Here is a 21,824-nt window from a genome sequence, read left to right on the forward strand (position 1 = left end):
TCCCCCGCCCCTTTCCAGCGGATTCTCGGGAATTCGACGGCGGCTCCCGATCGTGGCGCATCTGCCGATTACGCGAGCCGGCTTCCTATACGGAGGAGTTGCCCAGGAGCTACCGCGTGCGGATAGGCCGGGGCGACGCGAGTTCCGCCAAAAAAATCAAAAAGCGATGTCCGGTTTGATCGGGCGATTGCAACTAGTGATGCGTTGCTCCTTCCAGGGTTGGAGGCGATGGACGCGAGACAGACGCAAGGTGGCTTTCGGAGCCTTCTCCACGTCTCAGCCCCCTCCCCAGGAGCGTCAGCCGACGACCGCTTGACGTATCCAAGACGCACCACGAAACAGCGACCAGGGCCGGGAGAACGTTCATGTCTCGCACCCATGCGATGGACTGCGGCGTTTCGCACGATCTTCAAACCTACCTCCACGACATCAACGAAGTGTCGCTGCTCACGGCCGCCGACGAGCGAGGGCTGGCCCAGGCGATCGCCTGCGGCGACAAGGACGCCCGCACCCGGATGATCTCGGCCAACCTCCGGCTGGTCGTGCGGATCGCCCGCGACTACCAGGGCCGCGGGATGTCCCTGGACGACCTCATCGGCGAGGGGAACCTCGGCCTGATCCGCGCCGCCGAGGAGTTCGACCCCAAGTTCGGCACCCGGTTCAGCACCTACGCCGGCTACTGGATCAAGCAGGCCATCCGCCACGCCCTGATCAACACCACCACCACGATCCGGATCCCGGCCCACATGGTCGGCCTGCTGACCAAGTGGCGCCGCGCCGAGCGGGCGCTCACCCGCGAGCTGGGCCGCGCCCCGGGCTTCGAGGAGATCGCCGGCCACCTAGGCCTGACCGAGATGCAGAAGTCGCTGGTCGCCAAAGCCCGGCGGGCCAACCAGGTGAAGCTGGAGAGCGGCGTGGCCGACGAGGACGACTACTGGTCGCCCGACGACTCGGTCGACCCCGACGACGGCCCGACCGCCGAGCTTGAGGCCGGCGACGACCGCGCCGACCTGCTCCGCCGCATGAAGGTCCTGGACGAACGCGAGCGGATGGTCCTGACCTATCGCTACGGCCTCGACGGCGTCGCCCCGCTGACCCTCAAGGAGATCGGCGAGCGGCTGGGCGTCACCCGCGAGTGGGTCCGCAAGATCGAGATCCGCGCCGTCCGCAAGCTCGACGCGCCGGAGCCCGCCGCGCCCGCCGCCGCCCCCTCGCCGGCGTCCCCCCGCGGCGCCGTCGCCGCCTCGCCGTCTTCGCCCCGCCCCAGGCCGCCGTCGCCGCCGCCAGCTGAACCGGCCCCCCGCGATCGCTCGCTCGACGGGCCCTCCTCTTGCCCCGCGCCTCTGCTCCTGCTCCAATCGGGGGCGGGATTCTCCGGAGGAGGCGGCGATGCGGCGGAAGGCGAGACGAGGCGGGATCGACGGCGCCCTGATCGCCCTGGTCGCGGCGTCCGCCATGCTCGTCCAGGCCGACCTCGACGCCCCGCCGCGATACGACGGCGCGGGCTACGCCGTGCTGGCCACCTCGCTCCTGGAAGGCCGGGGCTACCGGGCGATCGACCATCCCGACGCCCCCCGGCACGCCCACTTCCCCCCCGGCTATCCCGCCTTCCTGGCGACCGTCTGGACGGCGGCGGGCGTCTCCGACCGCGCGGCCCACGCGGCCTCGATCGCCTGCGCGATCGCCGCCACGGTCGCCGCCTGGGCCTGGTTCCGCACCATGTTCCGACGCCCCGTCGCGCTCGCCCTGGGCCTGGCCCTGGCGACCAACTGGGCCTGGACCCGCACCGGCTCGGGCATCCAGTCCGAGCCCCTGTACGAACTGCTCGGCGGGCTGGCCCTGCTCGTCTCGGCCTCCGTGAGAGGGCCGGGTCGCGAGGCCGTTCGCGGCCTGATGCTGGGCGCGCCCCTCGGCGCGGCGGTGCTGACGCGGCACGTCGGCGTGGGGCTGGTCGTCGCGGCGTTCCTGGACCTGGGCCTTCGCGGGCGTCGGCGGGCGCTGGCGACGGCGATGATCGCGACCGGGCTGATCGTCGCCCCCTGGATCGCCTGGTCGGCGATGGTCGGCCGGGAGGGGGCGGGGCGGACGCAGGCGGGGCTCCTGCTGGCGTCGGATCGGGGTCTTGCGGCGACCGTCCGGGAGCAGGCCGCGTTCTACGCCGGGCGGATTCCCGACCAGTTGACGGCCCCGGTCGTCGAGGTCGCCACGGTCTTCGGCCGATCGGGGCCGATCCGAGCGGCGGCCCTGGCCTGGGCGATGCTCGCGACGGCGATCGTCCTGGGCGGCTGGATCGTCGCCCTGGCGAATCCGCGACGGAGGCTCGCGGGGCTGGTCGGGCTGGTGACGCTCGGCCTGCTGCTGGTCTGGCCGTACACCGAAGCGGGGCGGTTCCTGATCCCCCTGATCCCCGCGCTGCTGGTCGGCGCCCTCGAGGGCCTGGCGCGGGGCCTTCGGGGCCTGCGGTTCCGAAGGTCGCGGTCGCGGACGATCGCGGCGCGGCTCGTGCTGCTCGCGGCGATCCCGTACACGGCCTACTCGGCGGCCACCGCCGATCGTCGAATCCGCGCCGATCGCGACCCGGCGTTCGACGCGGCCTGCGCCTGGCTTCGCGACGAGGCCGACCGACCCGGCCCCGTCCTGACCCGCCACCCCGGCGAGGTCTTCCTGCGCACCGGACGCCCGGCGCTCGAAGTCGAGACCTCCGAACGTCCCGGGGGCCGCGACGCCGACCCCGAAGCGGTCGCCGCGACGATCCGCCGGCACGGCGTCGCCTATCTCCTCGTCGACTCCGACCGCTACGCCCGCGCGGTCGCCTCCCCCCTTGAGCGGTTCGTCGCCGAACGCCCGGACGCGACCCGCCAGGTCCTCTCCATCGGCGGCGTCCGCGTCCTTGAGACCAACAGCCCCCTCAAGCCGAGAGACTGACGCCCCGCCCTCGCCCCCGCCGCCTCCCAGGCTCATGCGCGACGACATCGACGGCCGCATGAGGGGGCGAGGGGCGCGATGGACGTGGCGACTTCGGTTCATATGCGATGGCGATCCCCTCAGCCCTCGCTTGCGAACGGCTCGCGAGGGAGTGGGTGGACGACGGGTTCGGCCTGGGCCTGGATGCGGGCGATCTCGGCTTCGAGGCGCGCGACGGCGTCGCGGCCGTCGAGGACTTCGAGCGTGGTCTCGGTGACGTGTCGGCCGTCGACGGGGAGCGTGACGACGCGGCCTCGGGCCTGTTCGAAGGGGCGGGGGTTGGGGTAGTTGACGCCCGGCTCCAGGCCGGTGACGTAGCCGTCGCGGAGGCCGCCGGTGTTCTTCCAGAGGCTGAAGCACGGCAGGCCGTCGACCCCGTAGCGGAGCGCCACGGCCCTGTCCCCCACGCGGTTGCGGAGCATGACGGCCGTGCGACCGGCCTCGGCGTGCAGCTCGCAGAAATAGACCTGCTCGGCGAAACCGGGCTCGGGCGGGCCGTAGGCGTCGTAGGTCGCCAGGCCCTCGACCGCGCGAGGGTTGCGCGGGACGACCGTCTTGAGGGGGGCGACGAACCGCGAGCCTTCCTCCAGATGGGGCGGGCCGAAGTTCCAGTGATAGAGGATTTGCATGTCGACAGGTTGATCCTTCACGTTCGCGAACTCGTCGCGCACCGTCGCCGCGTTCGAGCCCGGCGTGGTCGTGTAGCTCGTCGTCAGCTCGACGCCGCCGCCGAACAGGAACGACTCCGTCACCCGGCCTTCCACCGTGATCGCATGAGGCGGCTCCAGGTCGACGTGCACGGCGACGTACCACGCCGGGATGTTGCCGATCCGGCCGTGCAGCGGATAGAGGGCGTCCCCCTCGCGATACGGCGCGCCGTTGTTGGTCAGCCCGCAGCGCACCATCAGCTCGTCGAAGCCCTCCAGCCAGCCGATGCCGCCGAAGTCGTGGGGCTGGACGAGCGCCGGATGGACCGGGCCGTCGCTCGTGGGCGAGTCCCAACCCACGCGCTCGCCGCCGAGCGACGCCCGCCAGAGGCCCATGCCCCGCGTCGCCGCGATCGAGATCGACAGCGCGCCGTTGTCCACCCGGATCAGGTCCACGCCGTCGCGACGCCCGCCGCGCAGCCGCCGCTTGGACACCGTGCAACCCCGCAAGGCCGCCGGCCCCAGGTCCGCGCCGTCGAGCGTGAAGTCCTCGACCCAGAAGTCCCGCTTCGCGTCCGTCAGCACGAAAGTCCGTCGCTCACCCATCGCCCCACCGCCTCGCAACTCTCCCCGTCGCCCTCGCCGCGCCCCCGGCGGCGCTCGCGGCAACAGAGTTTCGCATCATTATTCGATCGTTTGGCGCACGCTTCGCAATTACAGCCTGGCGAAAGTCAAGCGTAATCCGCGGCGCGGGCCGACGCCAGTCGCCGACGCCCCCCGCGATTGACGCCTTCTCCTCGATAACCCACCGCGACCCTCGTCGCGGCACTCATGGAGCCGACCTCGATGAACCGCATCCGATCCGCGACCCGCAAGCTTCGCCTGGCCCTGGAGAGCCTGGAAACCCGCGTCACCCCGGCCGTCATCAACCCGATCGCCGCATGGGCCGGCGGGCTCCGGGCGCCGTCCCCCATCGTGTCCAACCTCGACCCGAACGCGACCCCGGTCGGCGGCGTGGGGGACGGGAGTCTGACCCCCAACTTCCCGGGCGGGACCACCGACCCCACGACCCCCGGGATCCCCAACACCCCCAACCCCAACTTCCCATTCCGCACCACTTTCCTCCGCTTCGGGCCGGGCGGCGCCACCACCCCGGGAAGCGGCTCGCCCATCCCCGGCGGGACCATCACCCCGCCGAACGTCACCGTTCCCAACCCCAACTTCAACAACTCGTTCCTGCGGACCGGGAACCTGACGCCCAACTTCCCGGGCGGGACCACCGACCCCACGACCCCCGGGATCCCCAACACCCCCAACCCCAACTTCCCGTTCCGCACCACCTTCCTCCGCTCCAACTTCCTGGGCGGCGGCTTCGGGACCCCCGGCACGATCGGCGGCGGGAATGTGAACTTCGGGGGAGGCGGCGGAACCATCACCACGCCCGGCGTGAACGTGCCGAGCACCACCTTCCAGTTCAACAACTCGTTCCTGCGGACCGGGAACCCGAGCACCGGCGTCACCACGCCCGGCGTGACGCTCCCCGGCACCCCGATCGGGACCACGCCGGGCTCGCTCGGCACGCCCGGATTGACCTTCCCGGGTTCCCTGTAAGCGTTTCGACTTCCCTTTCCCGCACCGCGGACGTAACCTGAAACTCGGCCCGCCGGCGCCCTTCGCGCCGGCGGGTTCGTCTTTTCCCCCGGACGGCCGCCCCATGACGCCTCCGACCGACCCGCCGACCACGACTCCCCTGCCGGCGAACGTCGCCCGGCTGCTGGATCTCGCCTATCAGGCGCACGTCGGGACGCCGGACGCCTCGCCGCCGTCGGCCGTGACGATCGTCGACGGCGCCGTCGCGGCGACCGTCAGCGGCAACGGCGAGGGGGACTTCGCGTCGTTCCTCGACTCCCTCCGCGCCCTGGGCATGCAGGTCCAGTCCTCCCACGAGGCCACCTGGGCCGTGGCCGGCATGCTGCCGCTCGCCCAGCTCCCCGCCGCCGCGAGGCTCCCCCAGGTGCGGAGCATCGCCCCTCGGATCGCCCCCCGGACTTCCTGAGACGGCGTCCCGGCCCCGCTCGTCCCCCGTCCGGCTCGACCGGGCGAGGCCGGAATCCGCGCGCAATCCGGGGCCGACACTGGACCACCGCCCGCCGGAGGACTATGACTGACATGATGAGCGATCGTCGCGATCCTGCGGCGTCCCGGGTCGTCGATCCCTCTCCCGTCCGCCACGAGAGCCCATCCATGCCAACTCCTTTCGCCAAAGCGTTCGCGATCCTCGCGGCCTTCGGGCTGGCGTCGGCCTCCCTGGCCCTCTGTCAGACCCCCGCGCCGACGGCGCCGACGGCGCCCCCACCCCCCAGGCTCCGGCAGCCCCCCTGGCCGCCGCCCCGACTCCGGCACCCTCGCAGGCCCCGACGGCCGCCCCCGCGCAGGCCGAGGGCTTCCAGCCCTCGACGCCGGCCGAGAAGGCGATCGTCGCGCGGGTCCTCGAGATCGCCAAGGCCTATGAGGCCGGGGACGCCCAGGCGCTGACCGCCCTGTACACCGACGACGCGGTAGTCGTCGACCCCGACGGCTACGAGACCCGGGGCAAGGACGAGATCGCCGCGATGTACGGCGAGGCGTTCGTGGACGCCGGCGAGTTGAAGCTGGACGCCCACGTCGATGAAATCCGCTTCCTCACCCCGGACGTCGCGCGCGTCGAGGGTCGGTCGCGGCTCTCCTCACCCGCCGCCGACGCCGCCGACTACGCGCGGTACAGCGGCCTGCTGGTCCAGAAGGACGGCGCGTGGCGACTGGCCGAGCTTCGCGAGTATCCCGCGTTCGTCGAAGACGTGTCGCCTCACGAGCGGCTCAAGGATCTGGAATGGATGGTCGGCGACTGGGTCAACGAGGGCGAGCGCGACAAGGTCACCGCCGAGATCAAGTGGGCGGAGAATCACAGCTACCTGATTCGCACCTATTCGGCCGAGATCGACGGCCGGAAGGAGTCGTCGGGCACGATGTTCATCGGCTGGGACCCCCAGTCGGGCCAGATCAAGTCGTGGCTGTTCGACTCTCAGGGGGGCCGGGGCGAGGGCGTCTGGACCCGCACCGCAGAGAACCAGTGGGTCGTGAAGTCCCACGGCGTCCTCCGCAACGGCCTGCCGACCTCGTCCACCCAGATCCACACGATCCTCAACAAGGACTCCGTGAAGACCGACTCGATCGACCGAATCCTCGGCGGCCAGGTCGCCGACGACATCCTCGACATCGTCATGGTCCACAAGGCCCCCGCCCCGGGCGGCGGTGCCACGAAGCCGAAGTGATCCCGCGCCCCGCGCGGCGGCTCGCCTCGCCGCGCGGAGCCACGCCGACACCGCTCCCAGGAATCCCTCTGGCCCGAACAACCGCACGGATCGCGGACGTCTTCCCCGTGCTGTGCGAGGCTTGGTCATGTTCAGGCACCGTCTCCTCTGCTCGATCGCCGGTCTCCTCGTCGTCCTCATCGCCGACGACGCCTTCGCCCAGCGCGGCGGCATGCGCGGCGGAGGAGGCCGCCCCGGCGGCGGGGCCCGCGCAGGCGGCGGCATGGCACGCCCCGGCGGCGGGGCCCGTCCGGGAGGCGGCATGTCCCGTCCCGGCGGCATGACCCGCCCGTCAATGCCGATGAATCGACCCGCGACGCCGGGGAACCGACCCGGCGGCATGACCCGCCCCGGCGGTGGCATCGGCGGCGGAATGCCCAGCCGCCCCGGCGGCGGCATGCGGCCTCCCGGCGGCGTCGGCGGCGGAATGCCGAACCGGCCTGGCGGCGTCGGCGGCGGAATGCCTAATCGCCCCGGCGGCGGCGGTGGGCTACCTAATCGGCCCGGCGGGGGCATGCGGCCCCCCGGCGGCGGTGTCGGCGGAATGCCCAATCGCCCCGGCGGCGGCGGTGGGCTGCCCAATCGACCGGGCGGCGGCGTCGGCGGCGGAATGCCGAACCGGCCGGGCGGCGGCGTCGGCGGATTGCCCAATCGCCCCGGCGGCATGCGGCCTCCCGGCGGCGGCGTCGGCGGCGGTTCGCCCAACCGGCCAGGCGGCGGTGTCGGCGGCGGTTTGCCCAACCGACCGGGCGGCGGCGTCGGCGGATTGCCCAATCGCCCCGGCGGCATGCGGCCTCCCGGCGGCGGTTTGCCCAACCGGCCCGGCGGCGGCGTCGGCGGATTGCCCAACAGGCCAGGCGGCGGAGATGGCGGCTTTCCCAATCGGCCCGGCACTGGCGGCGGCTTTCCCAACCGGCCCGGCGGCGGCCGGCCCAACTGGGGCGACGTCAACCGGCCCGGCGGCGGCTTTCCCAATCGCCCCGGCGGCGGCGGTGGGGGACTGCCCAATCGGCCCGGCGGCGGCGGTCGGCCCAACTGGGGCGACATCAATCGCCCCGGCGGCGGTCGGCCCAACTGGGGCGACGTCAACCGGCCCGGCGGCGGCGGTCGGCCCAACTGGGGCAACGTCAACCGACCCGGCGGCAACCGGCCGGGATGGGGTGGTTCGACCAATATCAACAACATAAATAACATCAATAACATCAATAACACCAACATCGTCAACAACTCCAACCGGTGGGGCGGCGGCGGCTGGGGCGGCGGCGGCTGGGGCGGCAACGGCTGGGGCGGCGGCGGCTGGGGTGGCGGCGGTTGGGGCGGCGGCGGTTGGGGCGGCGGCGGCTGGGGTCCCGGAGCCTGGGGCGGCAACTGGTATCGGGGCGGCTGGGGCGGCAACGGCTTCTGGACCGGCTTCGGCGCGGGCGCCTTGACCTCGTTCGGCCTGGGGGCCATGAACAGCTGGTTCCGGCCCACCGTCATCGGCATGCCGGTCGTCACCACGATGGGGGTCTACGATTACTTCCCGACGTGGAGCGTGGGCGCCTACGATTCGTGGGGCCTGGGGACCGTCGCCACCAGCGCCGTCTACAGCGACTACACGAACCCCTATTACGCCGCCGTCGTCGCGGCCCAGCCGGTCCAGGCGCAGCAGGCTGCGCCGGTCTACGATTACTCGCAGCCGATCAACGTGGCCGCCGCGCCCCCCGACCCGTCCGTGGCGACGACCAGCGAGCAGATCTTCTCCGCCTCCCGCGAGGCGTTCAAATCCGGCGACTACGCCCAGGCGCTGACCCTGGTCGACCAGGTGTTGGCGAAGACGCCCGACGCGCCCGTCATCCATGAATTCCGCGCCCTGGTCCTGTTCGCGACGGGCGAGTATGACAAGTCGGCGGCGGTCCTCTACGCGGTCCTCTCGGCCGGCCCCGGCTGGAACTGGGAGACGCTCGTCGGCCTGTACGCGGACGTCGGCACGTATACGAACCAGATCCGGGCGCTCGAGGCCGTCGTCAAGTCGCGGCCCGACGACGCCTCGCCCCACTTCCTGCTGGCCTACCATTACATGGTCCAGGGCCACAAGGAAGCGGCCGCGGCCCAGTTCGAGGAAGTCGTCCGGCGGAACCCCGGCGACGACCTTTCCGCCGCCTTCGTCAAGGCCCTCAAGAAGGTGGGCGAGTTGTCCGCGACCCCGGCCGCCCCCGACGCGTCCCCCCCGCCGTCGGACGCGAAAGACGAGGACCATCCCGAGGACGTCGAGCCCCCCCCACCCCCTCCGGCGAACCTGCTGGGGAAGTGGAAGGCCAAGCCCGCCCCCGACGTGACGATCTCCCTGAACCTCGAAGAGGACGGCGTCTTCACCTGGGAGGTCGACGCCAAGGGCGAGAAGCAGACCCTCACCGGCATGGCCGGCTACAAGGACGACACCCTGGGCCTCTTCCAGCAAGACGGCCCGCCGCTCGCCGGCAAGATCGTCCAGGCCCAGCCCGACTCCTTCACCTTCAGCCCCGCCGGCACCGGAGACAAGGGCCCCGCCCTGACCTTCACCCGCTGAAACGCGCCGTCGAAGGCTCGCCCGACGATCCTTCCCCCGCGCGGGGGAAGGATCGAACGCGCCAGCATGTCACCCCGATTCAGGGCTTGGGGGCGAGGAGCTTCGTCGACCGGAGCCATTCCTCGCACCGCTGGGGCCAGGTCGAGCAGGGGTGGGCGCTGGGCCTCAGGCCGAATCCGTGGCCGCCGGATGCGTAGATGTGCAGTTCGGCGGGAACCCCGGCCTTCTTGAGGGCCGAGTACATGAGGACGCTGTTCATCGGGCTCACCTCGTCGTCGCCGGCGTGGGCGAGGAACATCGGCGGCGTCTCGTCCGTGACGCGGGCGACCGGGTTGTCGGCCTCTTCCGGGTTCTCCATGCCGCCGGGGTAGACGAGGACGGCGAAGTCGGGCCTCGGGCTAACCTGGTCGACCGCGTCCGTCGAGGGATAGGCCGGCTCGTGGAACCGCGTCGAGGCGGCGGCCGACAGATGGCCTCCGGCCGAGAAGCCCAGCACGCCGATCCGGCTCGGGTCGAGCTTCCACTCCGCGGCCTTGCTCCGCACCAGCCTGACCGCGCGCTGGACGTCCATCAGGGGCTGGATCGGCTTCTGGCCGTCGGGCGTCCCCTCCCGGCGCGGGACCCGGTACTTCAGGACGATCCCGGTCACGCCGATCGAGTTCAGCCAGGTCGCGACCTCGTCGCCTTCCAGGTCCATCGCGAGAATGTGATAGCCGCCCCCCGGGCAGATCACCACCGACGCGCCGGTGTCCTTCTCCGGGGCCGGGCGATAGACCGTCAGGGTCGGGTGCGAGACGTTCGCCAGCCGCTTGATCGGCGTCTCGTCCAGATACTTCTCCGGCCCGATCGTCCCCACCTCGCCCGGCGCGGGACCCGGCCAGACGTCCAGGACCAGGGGCGCGGGAGGATCGGCGGCCGTCGCCGCCGGGGCGTTCAGGCCGAGCAAGGCGATAAGGCCGATTCCAAGCTTCAGGCGACTCATGACGGACGACTCCTCGGGTCCGAAAGGAACGGCCCGACCGCGCGGCCGAGGCCGAAACGTGGATGCGAACTCGCCTTGCGGCGATCGCGTCCTTCGTTTTTAATCGCGGCCCTCATCTCGAAGCAAGCGGGACGCCCTCCCACGGCCCCGATCCTTACCCAACATAAGGAATTCCGCGCATGACGCCGCTGCTCGCCTACTTCGGCCCGGAGACCGTCCTGCCGGCCACGTCCATCGTCGCCACGATCCTCGGCGTGGCCCTGATGCTGGGCAAGAACTCGCTCCGCTGGGGCGTCGGCCTCGTCAAGACCGCCGTCGACGCCTGCCTCCGCCGCAAGGCGAGCCCCGGGGCGTCGAACACGACCACCAAGGCCCCCCACTTCGCCAAAACCGCCAGGCCGCGCGTGAAGGACGACGTCACGGCCCGCTGAGGCCGCGCGGGCGGGTTCGCGGATCAACGACGAAAGGCCGCCGCCTCGGGGAGAGGCGACGGCCCTTGCTTGGTCGACGTCGATTCGGCCGATCCGAGCCCGAGCCCGCGTGGGGCTCGGGACGCGGTCGGATCAGGAGCAGCCCATGCTGTTGCCGCAGTTGAAGCAGCGGTAGCAGGTCCCGCAGCGGACGGTCAGGGCACCGCAATTGTCGCAGGCCGGGGCGTCGCTCTGGAACGAGGCGAACTGGCGGTCCTGGATGGCCAGCTCCGGCTGGATCGACTGGGGCAGCGTCGCCGGCTGCTTGCCCGGCGCGGCGCCCAGGACGGCCTCGGCGTGCTCGAGGTCGGCGATCGTGGCCGAGCGGTGGCCGTTGACCTTGAGGACGGGGGTGGACGACCCGACGGCCTCGACGACCGTCTGGGCCGCGGGCTCCTCGGCCCCTCGGTTCGGGGAGTTGGCCTCGCGGTAGCCGGAGATGAACTCCATGCCGAGCCAGCGGAAGATGTAGTCGGCGATGCTCTTGGCGATCGGGATGTCCGGGTTCTTGGTGAACCCGGCGGGCTCGAACCGGCTGTGGGCGAACTTGTTGACGAAGACCTCGAGCGGCACGCCGTATTGCAGGCCGATCGAGATCGAGGTCCCCAGCACGTCCATCAGGCCGCCGATGGTCGAGCCTTCCTTGGCCATCGTGATGAACAGCTCGCCGGGGCGGCCGTCGGGGTAGAAGCCGACGTTGATGTAGCCCTCATGCCCCTGGATGTCGAACTTGTGCGTGATGCTCCGCCGGGTGTGCGGCAACCGCTCGCGCCGGGGCTTGGTGGCGACCGTCGCCGGCGAGGTCGTCTGCACGGGCTTCAGCGACTCGACCGCGATCGGGGCCGGTTCGGGGACGACGGCCGCGGCCGCCGCGGCCTTGTCGGCCTCGCCCTTCTCGGACTTGGTCGAGACCGGCTGGCTCCCCTTGGAGCCGTCGCGGTAGATCGCCAGGGCCTTGAGGCCGAGCTTCCAGCCTTCCAGGTAGGTGTTGCGGATATCCTCGACGGTCGCCTCGTTCGGCAGGTTGCACGTCTTGGAGATCGCACCCGAGAGGAACGGCTGGACCGCCGCCATCATCCGCAGGTGGCCCCGGTAGTGGATGCTCCGGCCCCCCTGGGGCGGGGCGAAGGCGCAGTCGAAGACGGGCAGGTGCTCGTCCTTCAGGCTGGGGGCGCCCTCGATGGTGTCGTGGGCGTCGATGTAGTCCAGCATCCCGCGGATCTCGGGCTCGTCGTAGCCGAGCTTGCGGAGCGAGGCGGGGACCGTCTGGTTGACGATCTTGAGCATGCCGCCGCCGGCCAGCAGCTTGTACTTGACCAGGGCGATGTCGGGCTCGATGCCGGTGGTGTCGCAGTCCATCATGAAGGCGATGGTGCCCGTGGGCGCCAGCACCGTCACCTGGCTGTTGCGGAAACCGTTGGCGCGGCCGACCTCCAGGCACTCGTCCCAGATCCGGTGCGCGGCCGACCGGACGGCCTCGGGGGCCGCCTCGTCGAGGGCGTAGGCCGCCTCGCGGTGCATCTCCATGACATGGAGCATCGGCTCGCGGTTGATCGCGAAGCCGTCGAACGGCCCGACCCGGCCGGCGTGCTCGGCGCTGGTCAGGTAGGACTGGCCGTGCATGACGGCCGTGATCGCCGCGGCCACCGCCCGGCCCTCATCGGAGTCGTACGGCAGGCCCGACGACATCAGGAGGCTTCCCAGGTTGGCGAAGCCCAACCCCAGGGGGCGGAACTTGTGGCTGTTGGCGGCGATCTTCTGCGTGGGATAGCTGGCGTGGTCGACCAGGATCTCCTGCGCCGTGATGAAGACCCGCACCGCCGCGCGGAACCGCTCCACGTCGAACGCACCGTCCGCGTCCACGAACCGGACCAGGTTCAGCGAGGCCAGGTTGCACGCCGAATCGTCGACGAACATGTACTCGCTGCACGGGTTCGAGGAGTTGATCGGCGCCGTGTTCGGGCAGGTGTGCCAGCGCTGGATCGTGTCTTCGTACTGCATGCCGGGGTCGCCGCAGAGCCAGGTCCCCTCGGCGATCCGATCCAGCAGCATCTCGGCCTTGTAGGTGTCCACCGGCCGTCCCGAGAGGACCGCCGTGGTGGTCCACTCGCCGTCGTTCTCGGCGGCGTCCAGGAAGGCGTCGGAGCAGCGGACCGAGAGGTTGGCGTTCTGGAACAGGACGGAGCTATAGGCGTCGCCGTTGAAGTTCGCCTCATACCCCTGCTGGATCAGGGCTTGCGCCTTGGCCTCCTCCTTGATCTTGCACTCGATGAAATCGAGGATGTCCGGGTGCCAGCACTTCAGGGTCTGCATCTTGGCGGCGCGACGGGTCTTGCCCCCCGACTTCACCACGCCGGCGACAGCGTCGTACACCCGCATGAAGCTGACCGGCCCCGAGGGCGTGCCGCCGCCGGCGAGCTTCTCGCGGCTGGACCGAAGCGTCGACAGGTCGGTGCCGGTCCCGGAGCCGAACTTGAACAGCATGGCCTCGCTGTGCGCGAGCCGCATGATGCCGTCCATGTCGTCGGAGACGCTCTGGATGAAGCAGGCCGAGGACTGGGGCGTCTCATACGCGTTGGACGCGGCGACGACCGTCCGGGTCTCCTCGTCCCAGCGCCAGTTGTTGGCCGGGCCGGCGATCCCGTAGGCGTGGAACAGGCCGACGTTGAACCAGACCGGGGAGTTGAACGACCCGTACTGGTTCAGGCAGAGCGCGGAAAGCTCGTCGTAGAACCGCTCCGAGTCTTCCGGCGTCGCGAAGTAGCCGTCCTCGCGGCCCCAGTCGGCGATCGTCCGGGTGACGCGGTCGACGAGTTGGCGGACCGAGTACTCGCGCTTCCCCTCGGCGGGCGAGCCGTTGCCGCCGGAGACGTCGCCGTAGAAGTACTTGCTGACCACGACGTTGGTCGCGAGCTGACTCCAGGCCTTGGGGATCTCGCAGTCCAGCTGCTCGAAGATCGCCCGCCCCCGCTCGTCCTTGATGGCCGCCGACCGGGAGTCCCACTCCACCTGATCGTACGGGCTCACCCCCTCGGTGCTGAACACGCGAGGAACCACCATCCCCGAACATCCCCGGGCCTGATCCTTCGCCTTCGCCGACGCTCCCTCGGGCTGTTGCTGTTCCACAGAGGTCGTCCCCTCCCGTCGTCCTGCTCTCGACATCGGCTCAAGCTCCCCCGGGGATTTCGCGACCAAGATCGATGCGGGACGAGGAATTTCGCCCCATTATAATCGATCGTTGTCCACTAGTCCAGATGTACATTCCGGCCGCCATAACGTCGGTCTTTCGGGTCGCGCGACTTGAATCGACGCCTCGATCCGGTCGGACGATTCGCGAGGAAGGCGGGAGGCGAAGGACTCCCAGGAAATGACGTCCTCGACAGTTCCTCGACGGCGGCGGTTCGTTCGCGAATCGGCTCGCTTCCAAAAATGCGCGCGCCACCGGATGCGGGCGCAAAAAAAGTGCCAACCTCGCACCGAACGCGCCGGGCGCGGGCGGAAGATGTGGGAAAGGCGTCGAATCAGGAAAACGACCTCCATCCCCCGCTCGCTTTGCCTCTCCAGTCGGCATGGGATGAGCCTTACAACACCGGGACGTCGGCTCGATCGGGATCAGGCCGCCTCATCTGGAGTATGGTGCGAAAAAACCTCGCCCATGGCGAAAAAAAGAACGCCCGCGTCGGCGAAAGGGCCGGACGCGGGCGTTTGGATTTCGAAGGTGGTCGGATCAGAATGCCGTGCGGGCCGTTCAGGAGGCGTTGGCGACGGCGGTGATCTGGACCGTGGTGTAGGGCTGGCGGTGGCCGCGACGGCGGCGCATGTTCTTGCGGCGGCGGAACTTCTGGATGATGATCTTCTTGGCGCGGAACTGGTTGACGATCTTCGCCGTCACCTTGGCCCCGTCGATGACGGGGGCGCCGATGGTCGGCTCGCCTTCGCCTGCGATCAGGAGGACCTTGCCGAAGATCAGCTCGTCGCCGGCCGTGCCCTGGCGACGGTCGACCTGGATGAAGTCGCCTTCGGAAACGCGATACTGGTGGGAACCGTCTTCAAAAACAGCGTACATGGTCTTTCCGAAGCTCCTGGGCGGACGTCGGCCCGCGCTCGACGAGTACGGGTGCTCGGGATCGCCCGCCCCCGACCTCTTCTTCCCTTACGATGGTTCGCCTTCGCCGCGCGGAATCCCCTCCGAGCGAGAAGAAAACGCAAGCATAGCCTACAGAAGGGCCCCCGATCAAGAGACATCGCCGCGCGCCAACCGTCAAAATCCGCACGCCCCGGCCGATGCGGCGCATCCCCTCGCCCGAAACGGGCCGTCGCGCCCTGATGCCCCCGCCTTCCGGCCCGCGTTAACCTGATCCTGGGGAAATCTCGCGAAATCCCGGAAACCTGGGCCCGTTCCGGCGACTCCTCGCATGGGAGGGGTCGAGGGCTTCGAGACTTCGAGGTGGGGACGGGTGGGCCGATGACCAGATCACGCTCGATGCCGGGGGGCCTCCGGGCCCTGTTCACCGGCGGCACCGCGACGGGAATGACGGATAATCAGTTGCTGGAACGGTTTCGGTCGCGATCCGGGGTTTCGGACCCGGCGGCCGAGACAGCATTCGGGGCGCTGGTGGACCGTCACGCGGCGATGGTCTGGGGGGTCTGCCGGCGCGGGCTGGCGGATCGAGGCGACGCCGAGGACGCATTCCAGGCCACGTTCCTGGTGCTCGTCCGCAAGGCCGCCTCAGTCCGGGTCGACGATCGAGGCTCCGTCGGGCGCTGGCTTTACGGCGTCGCCCGTCGGGTGGCGAGTCGGCAACGACGAGACGCCGCGCGACGCCCAACGGCGGCCCATCCGGCGGCCGGCGACGATCCCGCGCTCGTCGCCGAGCGTCGGGAGGCGTGCGCCATCGTCTCGGCGGAGCTGGACCGGCTCCCCTCGAAGTATCGACGCCCGATCGAGTTGTGCGACTACGAGGGCCTGACCTACGAGCAGGCGGGGCTCTCCCTGGGCTGGCCGCCCGCGACGATCAAGAGCCGACTCGCCCGAGGCCGCCTGCGGCTCCGGGGCCGGCTCGCCCGCCGAGGGCTCGCGCCCCTGGCGGCGACCGTCGCGGCCGAGTTGGCTCGGGAATGCCGCGCCGGCGTCTCGTCGGCCCTTCTCCACTCCACCCCTCGCGTCGCGACGATCGCCTCGGGCCTGGTCCCGTCGGCCGTCGCCCGCCTCGCCGAAGGAGCGATCCAGACCATGCTGTGGACCAAGCTCAAGCCCCTGATCGTGCTCGTGTCGGTCGGCCTCGGTACGTCGTCCCTGGCCTTCGCCTGGACGTCGCGGAAGGGAGCGCCCGAGTCGCCCCCGCCGCCGGCCGCCGCGCCCGAGTTCCGCCAGGACCAAGCGGCCGACGCCCCGGACGCCCGCTGGAACCGTCGGCTCCCCGACGGGACGCGATTGGAGGTCGTGGCCGTGTCGTCCATCCCCGCCGGTCCCGACAGTTGGTGGAGCCCGGACGGCCGCTGAAGTCCCTGGAGTTCGATCCGAAGCCTCAGGACGATGAGTCGGAACCGGCGACCGTCGCCGAGGAAGGGCCCCCCCGGCGAGCTGTCGTGTACCGCATCGTCGATCAGCCCCGGGACGGCAGGATCGACGCGTCGATCGACGGAGCGCGGACCTATCGGGGCGAGACCGTCCGAACGCCGCAAGGTGAGCCGTCGCTCGAACTGGAGGCGATCCGGGTGATCATGGCCGTGGAGGCCCCCAGCCTGACCGTCCGTTTCCGCGTCACGACCGCCACCTGGCGGACGGTCGAGAGTCTGGACAAGTCGGCTTGCTCGATCGGCCGCGAGAAAGGTCGGAACTTCGCGTCCAGCGGCGCGATCGCCGTCAAGGAGGGCGGGACGACGCTCTGTCTGGGGCATGACGTCGGGGCCCAGGAAGCGATCCGCCTCGTGGCCGTCGACGGCGAGGGCAAGGAGCATACGCCGGCGCGGGAGAGCGGGTTCTCGGGCGGTGATGTCCGGCAGATCGTCTCCCATTTCGACCTGCCTCCCGAGGCGATCCAGAACTTCCGCGTCCAGACGCGTCCGTACGACGAGATCGTGATGCCGGACGTCGCCACGGACCCGATCCCCACGGATCCGCGTTGACCATTTCGCCCGCCTGGGATACCAAACCGAGGTCGAAGTCCGCATTCCACGCGGAGCCATCCCGGGCGGGACCGACTTCCCCGTTTCCGCGAATCCGTGTTCGCAATCGGCGATTGTGTCACATCCTTTCTTGAAGGCTCTCGCTTTCCGAGGGGGCGACGGCCGGCCTGGACCGATCGACGGGGTGGACGACGCGATGAAGAAAAGGGACGAACGAAGCCAATTTCACGGGCCGAATTCCGACACTAAAGCCATACACGAACACCTTTTACGCCCGATGGCTTCGCTTCCTCGTCGCCGCGAACGAAGCCAATTTCCGGGAGCGACGGACCCAGGCTTCGGCTTCGCTCCCGGCGGGAGACGCAGGGCCGTCATCGCGGACGGACCGAGACGCCGACCGCTTCCGTGCTGGTCTTCCCCCTCATCCGGCCCTTCGGGCCACCTTCCCCCGCGAGGGGGGAAGGGCTTTGCGCTTTGAAGGAGGTGTCTCCGATGATCTTCGCGCATCTCCTGATCCTGGCGGTCGGGATTTCGGGGCAGGCGGAAGCGGTCGAGGCGAGGGTGACGGCGGATCGGCTGGAGGTATTCGACGCGGCCCGCGAATCGGGGTACATCGTCACGAGCTTGAGCCGGGGAGAGACCGTACGGGTGCGGCCGTCGGAGAATCCCGGGGCGGGCTGGCTGGCGGTCGACCCGCCGGCCTCGGTCTTTTGCTGGGTCGAGGAATCGGCCCTGAAGCTGAGCGAGGCCGAGGACGGCGCGATCCCGCACGCGGCCCGGGTCCGGGCGTCGGCCGTGGTCCGTTCGGGGAACGCGCGGGCGAAGCTGCCGGGGCCGCCTTGCGGGACGCTGGAGCCGGGCGATCGGGTGCGGTTGGTGGACCGTCCGGCGGCCGAGATCGGGAGCAAGTCCCCCCGGCGCTGGCGGGCGATCGCGCCGCCGGCGGGCCGGGCGTTCTTCATCGAGGCCGACGGGGTGGCCTGGGACGCCGCCCCCTCCTCCGCCGCCGCCGCGACGCCGACCGAGGTCCGGGCGGTCTTCGCGCCGGGGGACGACGCCGAGCTGCGGCGGGTCGACGGCATGCTGCTGGCGGAGACGACCGGGCAGCCGGTGGAGAAGTGGCGGCTGGGGACGATCCGCGAGGCGTACGAGGCCCTGGCGAAGCAGGCCGGGGAGGACGCCGAGCGGCGTCGGGCGGTGGAACTCCGGCTGGATCAGGTCGCCCGGTATGAGCGTGCGTCGAAGGCCGCGCAGGGGTTCGTCGAGGCGGCGTCGCGATCTCGCGATCTCGACTCGGGCTTCGAGAAGATCGAGCGGAAGCTGGCCGACGTGGAGCGCGAGCGGAGCCGGGCGTTCGACGCGGTGGGCTTCATCCAGCCCTCGGCGCGGATGGTCCAGGGCCGAAAGCTGTTCGCGCTGATCGGCCGCGAGGGGACCGTCGCGGCGTATCTCGACGTCCCCCCGGGGGTCGATCCCGAGCCGCTGACCGCGCGTCGCGTGGGGATTCGCGGCCAGTCGCATTACAACGCCGAGTTGAAGGCCCGGCTCATCAGCGTGCGCGACCTGGTGAACCTCGAACCCAGGCGATGAGGGTTCGAGGTCCGGCCCGGCCGGGCGTCAGTCCTTCTTCTCGTCCTTGGGCTTCTCGTCGGCTTCGGCGGCGTCCTTCTTGGGGAGCGGCTTGCCGGCGAGGAGGGCGTCGATCTCGGCCGTGAGCTTCTCGCGGATGTCGGGGCTGTAGCCGACGTGGGTGGCCTGGATGACGCCCTCGCCGTCGAGGACGACGAGGGTGGGGAGGCCTTCCACCTGGAACAGGTCGCCGATGGAGCCGCTGGGGTCGAGGCCGACGACGGCGGCGGGCTTGCCGAGGATGTCGATCTTCTTGTCGGCCAGGGTCTTCTCGACGAGCTTGCGGACCTCGGCCAGATCGGCGGGCTCCTTGTCCTGGCTGAGGGCCACGACGAGGACGTCCTTCTTGTCCTTGCCCAGCTCGTCCACCAGCTTCTGGATCTCGGGAAGCTCGGCGAGGCAGGGGCCGCACCAGGTGGCCCAGAAGTCGATGACGACGACCTTGCCGGCGAGGTCGGCCTTGCTGATCGTCTTCGTCTTGTCGGGGCCGTCGAGCAGCGTCAGGGCGAAGTCGGGCGCGGGCTTGCCGACCATCTCATCGACGGCGAACTTGGGACGGCCGCCCGGCTCCTCGCCCTCTTCCTGGAACGACTCGACGCGGGCGAAGCCCTCGGGGGCCTTGAAGGTGAAGGCGTCGGCGGCGGCCTCGGTCGCGACCGCGCCGGAGTCCCAGCCGAGCTTCTCGACCTTCACCGGGTTCCCCTGCTGGGCGCTCCGCTCCAGGATCTTGGGGTCGATGACCAGGTCGACGCCCTTGAGGAGCTTGGTCTTGGCGTCGATGGTCAACTTGAGGTCGGGGCCTTCCTGCTGGTCGATCAGGATGGTCTGGACGGCGTCGCCGCCTTCGACGAGCTGGAGCGAGCCGCCGAGCTGCTCGACGGCCTTGGCCGGCTCGGGAGAGGTGAGCATGTTCACGAGGATGTACATCGGCACGCCCGAGGGCCCGCCGAACAGCGCCGCGCCGATCGGGCCTTCGCGGAAGGTCTCCAGCGAGATCGCCTTGGGGGCGGGGGCCGCGATGTACTTCTTGAGCGGCACGACGACGGTGGTCATCGTCTCGCCGTCGCTGACGACCCGGACGGGACCGGCTTCCAGGTTCAGCTTGTTGGGCCGGGCGAACGCCAGCTTGACCGGCGTGTTCTGCTTCTGGGCCTTGTCGCCCACGGTCATCGAGACCACGAACTCGCCCTGGTCGCTGTAGGTCGCGAGCGCCTGGTACGCCTTGGCGACCTCGTCCAGCAGCGCGACGGCCTTGGGATCGTCGGGCTTGTCCTCGGGCCGCGCCACGGGCGGCTGCGGGTCCTGGGCGGTCGCCGTGATCGTGACCGCGCCCGACGCCAGGAACAATCCCAGCGCCCCGGCGAGGTGCGACGACCGGACCCGCGCCAGGCGGGAGGAAAGAGCGAAACGCATGAGACGTCCTTCACAAGTGTGCCGCGAAAGCCCGGATCGACGGCCGCGCCCCAGGAAGGATTCGGCCGAACTCTCGACCCAGACGTCAGGCATCATCCTAGCCGCCCGCCGAGCCTTACGTCGAGATGCGCGGCGGGCGAGGTTCGGTCAGGCGCCGACGACTCCGTTGCTGGTCTCGGAGGCGGGGGATTCGACGGCGACGGCGCAGGCGTCGTCGTCCTTGCCGGAGCAACAAGGGCGCGGGGGGAGGATGTGGCCCATCTTGTCGCGCTTGGCGTCCAGGTAGCGCTGGCGCTCCTCGTGCGGCGGCGCGACGATCGGGACCTGGTCGACGACCTTCAGGTCGTAGCCGTAGTAGACGAACGCGTTGGTCTTCTTGGGGTTGTTCGTCAGCAGGCGGATCCGGGTCAGGCCCAGGTCCTTGAGGATCTGGAGGCCGATGCCGTAGTCGCGCATGTCGGCGCGGTGGCCCAGGGCGAGGTTGGCCTGGACGGTGTCCATCCCCTTGTCCTGGAGGTTGTAGGCCCGGATCTTCTCGATCAGGCCGATGCCCCGGCCCTCCTGGGGGAGGTAGATCAGGGCCCCCACCCCTTCCTCGCCGATCATCTCCAGGGCCATGTGGAGCTGGTCGCCGCAGTCGCAGCGGAGCGAGTCCAGCAGGTCTCCGGTGAAGCACGACGAATGGAGCCGGACCAGCGGGGCCTCGACCGACTGGAGGTCCCCCATCACGAACGCGATCGGCTCGTTGCCCGGCTCGTGCTGCACCCGGTAGCCCAGGATCCGCCCGTGGCCGTAGCGCGACGGCAGGTCGGACTCGGCGACGCGGTTGACCAGCTTCTCGCGGATCCGCCGGTAGCGGATCAGGGCCTCGATCGAGATGATCGGCAGGTCGTGCTCGCGGGCCACGGCCTGGAGCCGCTCGCCCCGGGCCATGCCGACGCCGTCGGTGATCTCGCAGATGACCCCGGCGGGGGCCAGCCCCGCGAGCTTCATCAGGTCGACGGCCGCCTCGGTGTGGCCGGCCCGGCGGAGCACGCCCCCCTCCTTGGCGATGAGCGGGAACAGGTGGCCGGGACGGAGGAGGTCCGACGGCTTGGTCGCCGGGTCGAGCACCGCGGCGACCGTCCGCGCCCGCTCCGCCGCGCTGATGCCGGTCCGGCACGACGCATGGTCGACGGGGACGGTGTACGGCGTCTCGTGCGCCGAGGTGTTGTGGTCGACCATCGGGTTGAGCCGCAGTCGATCGGCCACCTCGGGGAGGATCGGCATGCAGACCAGCCCTCGACCGTGGGTGATCATGAACTCGATCACCTCGGGGGTGACCTTCTCGGCCGCGACGACGAAGTCACCCTCGTCCTCCCGGTCCTCATCGTCCACGACGACGATCACCCCGCCCTCCTTGAGGGCCTGGATCGCATCCTCGATTCTCGAATACTCGTACCCCATCAGCCCATCCATCCTTTTTCGGACTCCAGCCCCGACGACGGCCCGTTCATCGTCGGGAAAAGCCCCGACCGCCCGACGCCTCGCTCCATTGTACGCGGGAGTCGCCCCAGGAACAGGATGGGCGACGGTCCGAGGTCGCGTCCGGACCTCATTTCGCCACGTCTCCGGGGCGAAAAGGCCGCACGACGGTTATGATTCCGGCTTTCCCCGCACCATCCAGACCCCCCCGAGCCGTCCACGTTCACG

General features: G+C 70.4%; 15 protein-coding genes and 1 pseudogene. 10 read left to right on the forward strand and 6 right to left on the reverse strand.

Going from position 1 to position 21,824, the window contains the following annotated elements; all coding sequences use genetic code 11:
• Positions 1-383: 383 nt before the first annotated feature.
• Together VT85_RS29440 and VT85_RS29445 are read left to right on the forward strand one after the other, a co-directional pair.
• A pseudogene (locus tag VT85_RS29440) lies at positions 384-1,115 on the forward strand (RNA polymerase sigma factor RpoD/SigA); the annotation flags it as partial.
• A gap of 274 nt (positions 1,116-1,389) precedes the next feature.
• The gene (locus tag VT85_RS29445) at positions 1,390-2,925 is read left to right on the forward strand and encodes a glycosyltransferase family 39 protein (protein ID WP_068420610.1); all 1,536 of its coding nucleotides are present in this window, start codon (positions 1,390-1,392) and stop codon (positions 2,923-2,925) included.
• 119 nt (positions 2,926-3,044) lie between these two features.
• Here VT85_RS29445 and VT85_RS23970 read toward each other — a convergent pair whose 3' ends face one another.
• Positions 3,045-4,217: an aldose 1-epimerase family protein gene (locus VT85_RS23970; RefSeq protein ID WP_068420612.1), complete on the reverse strand. Its 1,173-nt coding sequence runs from the start codon at positions 4,215-4,217 to the stop codon at positions 3,045-3,047.
• Positions 4,218-4,457: 240 nt separating this feature from the next.
• Between VT85_RS23970 and VT85_RS23975 the strand changes: the two genes are divergently transcribed.
• The 4 genes from VT85_RS23975 (at position 4,458) to VT85_RS29725 (ending at position 9,509) form a co-directional block, all read left to right on the forward strand.
• Complete coding sequence (locus VT85_RS23975) at positions 4,458-5,222, forward strand: hypothetical protein (protein ID WP_156513061.1); 765 nt, start codon at positions 4,458-4,460, stop codon at positions 5,220-5,222.
• 103 nt (positions 5,223-5,325) lie between these two features.
• Positions 5,326-5,667, forward strand: coding sequence for a hypothetical protein (locus tag VT85_RS23980; RefSeq protein WP_068420616.1), 342 nt, complete (start codon positions 5,326-5,328; stop codon positions 5,665-5,667).
• 418 nt (positions 5,668-6,085) lie between these two features.
• Entirely contained in the window at positions 6,086-6,922 is an 837-nt protein-coding gene (locus VT85_RS23985; RefSeq protein WP_255377019.1) for a YybH family protein, read from the forward strand.
• 127 nt (positions 6,923-7,049) lie between these two features.
• Positions 7,050-9,509: a tetratricopeptide repeat protein gene (locus VT85_RS29725; protein WP_156513063.1), complete on the forward strand. Its 2,460-nt coding sequence runs from the start codon at positions 7,050-7,052 to the stop codon at positions 9,507-9,509.
• Between the two features lie 79 nt (positions 9,510-9,588).
• Here VT85_RS29725 and VT85_RS23995 read toward each other — a convergent pair whose 3' ends face one another.
• Positions 9,589-10,491 (reverse strand): alpha/beta hydrolase, encoded by a 903-nt coding sequence (locus VT85_RS23995; RefSeq protein ID WP_068420622.1) that lies wholly within the window; start codon positions 10,489-10,491, stop codon positions 9,589-9,591.
• A 179-nt stretch (positions 10,492-10,670) separates the two neighbouring features.
• Here VT85_RS23995 and VT85_RS24000 point away from each other — a divergent pair, with 179 nt between their 5' ends.
• The gene (locus VT85_RS24000) at positions 10,671-10,922 is read left to right on the forward strand and encodes a hypothetical protein (RefSeq protein ID WP_068420624.1); all 252 of its coding nucleotides are present in this window, start codon (positions 10,671-10,673) and stop codon (positions 10,920-10,922) included.
• Between the two features lie 132 nt (positions 10,923-11,054).
• On the opposite strand, the gene VT85_RS24005 is transcribed toward VT85_RS24000, so the two are convergent.
• Both VT85_RS24005 and rplU read right to left on the reverse strand, forming a co-directional pair.
• Positions 11,055-14,021, reverse strand: coding sequence for a vitamin B12-dependent ribonucleotide reductase (locus VT85_RS24005; protein ID WP_068420626.1), 2,967 nt, complete (start codon positions 14,019-14,021; stop codon positions 11,055-11,057).
• Positions 14,022-14,709: 688 nt separating this feature from the next.
• Entirely contained in the window at positions 14,710-15,027 is a 318-nt protein-coding gene (gene rplU, locus VT85_RS24010) for a 50S ribosomal protein L21 (protein WP_068420629.1), read from the reverse strand.
• 399 nt (positions 15,028-15,426) lie between these two features.
• On the opposite strand from rplU, the gene VT85_RS24015 reads away from it, so the two are divergent.
• The 3 genes from VT85_RS24015 to VT85_RS24025 all read left to right on the forward strand — a co-directional run bounded on the left by VT85_RS24015 (position 15,427) and on the right by VT85_RS24025 (position 18,680).
• Positions 15,427-16,464: an RNA polymerase sigma factor gene (locus tag VT85_RS24015; RefSeq protein WP_082858856.1), complete on the forward strand. Its 1,038-nt coding sequence runs from the start codon at positions 15,427-15,429 to the stop codon at positions 16,462-16,464.
• Between the two features lie 86 nt (positions 16,465-16,550).
• Positions 16,551-17,090, forward strand: a complete 540-nt coding sequence (locus VT85_RS24020) for a hypothetical protein (protein ID WP_156513064.1) — start codon at positions 16,551-16,553, stop codon at positions 17,088-17,090.
• A gap of 492 nt (positions 17,091-17,582) precedes the next feature.
• Positions 17,583-18,680 (forward strand): hypothetical protein, encoded by a 1,098-nt coding sequence (locus VT85_RS24025; RefSeq protein WP_068420636.1) that lies wholly within the window; start codon positions 17,583-17,585, stop codon positions 18,678-18,680.
• A gap of 27 nt (positions 18,681-18,707) precedes the next feature.
• Here VT85_RS24025 and VT85_RS24030 read toward each other — a convergent pair whose 3' ends face one another.
• Entirely contained in the window at positions 18,708-20,132 is a 1,425-nt protein-coding gene (locus VT85_RS24030) for a redoxin family protein (protein ID WP_068420638.1), read from the reverse strand.
• A gap of 147 nt (positions 20,133-20,279) precedes the next feature.
• Entirely contained in the window at positions 20,280-21,578 is a 1,299-nt protein-coding gene (ribB, locus tag VT85_RS24035; protein WP_082858857.1) for a 3,4-dihydroxy-2-butanone-4-phosphate synthase, read from the reverse strand.
• Positions 21,579-21,824 lie beyond the last annotated feature (246 nt).

It is taken from the genome of Planctomyces sp. SH-PL62 (assembly GCF_001610895.1).
In the GTDB taxonomy this organism is placed as follows: Bacteria; Planctomycetota; Planctomycetia; order Isosphaerales; family Isosphaeraceae; genus Paludisphaera.